This is a genomic window from Bathymodiolus platifrons methanotrophic gill symbiont, from assembly GCF_002189065.1.
Lineage (GTDB): Bacteria > Pseudomonadota > Gammaproteobacteria > Methylococcales > Methylomonadaceae > Methyloprofundus.
The window spans coordinates 1-1,368 of record NZ_BDMN01000228.1; the positions used below are offsets into that span (position 1 = coordinate 1).

Genomic DNA, 1,368 nt, shown 5'->3' on the forward strand with positions numbered 1-1,368 from the left:
AAAATATTATGTAGGGTTACATAGTAAACAAATTCGGGTGAGTTTTCTTTGTATAGCTCCGCTATGTAGTCAATGACTTCTGTTGTAACATCCTTTAATACTTTTTCATCATTCCATACATCTTCAAAATTTTGGGCATATTGCTGGGTTGTATCTAAATCATCCGTTTTGATGATTTGATTTAAAATAGTATTGTCTTTTTGATAACCTAGTCCTGCACTGGTGAATTCATTGATCCCCATATAAACAAAGTTACTTTTATCATTTTTTAATCTTAAATGCGGTTGTATGTATTGATTTACAGCATTTGTTTTGAAGGAAGCCTTTTGTTCAATCCATTTTTTACATTCTTGTGCAATAGATTTCCCTGTGAGTTCATTTTTTAAATTTATCTCAAAATCAGAGCCACTGATTGCTTTTTTTCGATGATTAGAATTGATTTGGAACTGTCTTTGCTCTCTTTTGTTTTTATCCAGTTCTATAAAGGTAGGGTCGGTGAATATAAACCTGAGTTGCTTAATTTTATCGAGTTCTTTTTTTAATGCTGCATACCCATAGATAGAGAATATACCTGCTGCAATATCAACTTTACTACCCGTAGTAATGGTTTTCTTAAAGTCATCGCCAACTTTATCAGTCTTGTTATTAAAACTTTCTATCACAGTGAATAATGTCCTGTTTAATTTCCATCGACAAAGGTATTATCCTATATCACTATCACCAAGATAGCGGTAAATACTAGATTTTGAAAGGATGTATGCTTTCAAAATTTGCCTGATATTCTCATATTTGACATGCTAATAAACGACAAAGGGTCGTTTGTAGGTTATAGGATCTTAATAAACCAATATTTCTAATCTCATCGGCTCCACTCCGACTTTTATGAGTAAAAATCCACGTTCTAAGAACGTGGTTTTGATTGCACCCTAGAAGGGTGTAATGACTAGCCTTCTTAGAAGGCTAGTCCATTGCCGCCTATTATTAATTTTACGTCTTAATTTAGGACTCTAAGTCCTTTTCTATTTTCTCTTGAAACTTTACATATTTGCGTATCATTTCTGCATCAAACCCAACCCTATCTTTCAATACTCTATACCTATATTTTGGAACCCACACAATATGATATTCGCAATGCCATAGCACATGTGATAATTTACGAAATCTACTCATGCTTTTTCTCCTAGTTTTTGTTGTGGCGACAACATGACTAGAATGCATGAATAGACTTTATTTGTCTCTCCAGGCGGATCCTTTCGACCAACTCCACGTCCTAAGGACGTGGTTTAATTTTTAATTAATAAAGTCGAATTTGGACGAGATATTAATGCCTAATAACAGATCTAACCCACTACCAAGCAGTTTATGGCT

The 1,368-nt window shown here is 33.8% G+C and carries 2 pseudogenes; both read right to left on the bottom strand.

Annotation, left to right across the window (positions count from 1 at the left end):
• Positions 1–662: pseudogene (locus CDZ78_RS12990) on the bottom strand (ATP-dependent helicase); the annotation flags it as partial.
• A gap of 406 nt (positions 663–1,068) precedes the next feature.
• A pseudogene (locus tag CDZ78_RS23200) lies at positions 1,069–1,170 on the bottom strand (transposase); the annotation flags it as partial.
• Positions 1,171–1,368: the final 198 nt, after the last annotated feature.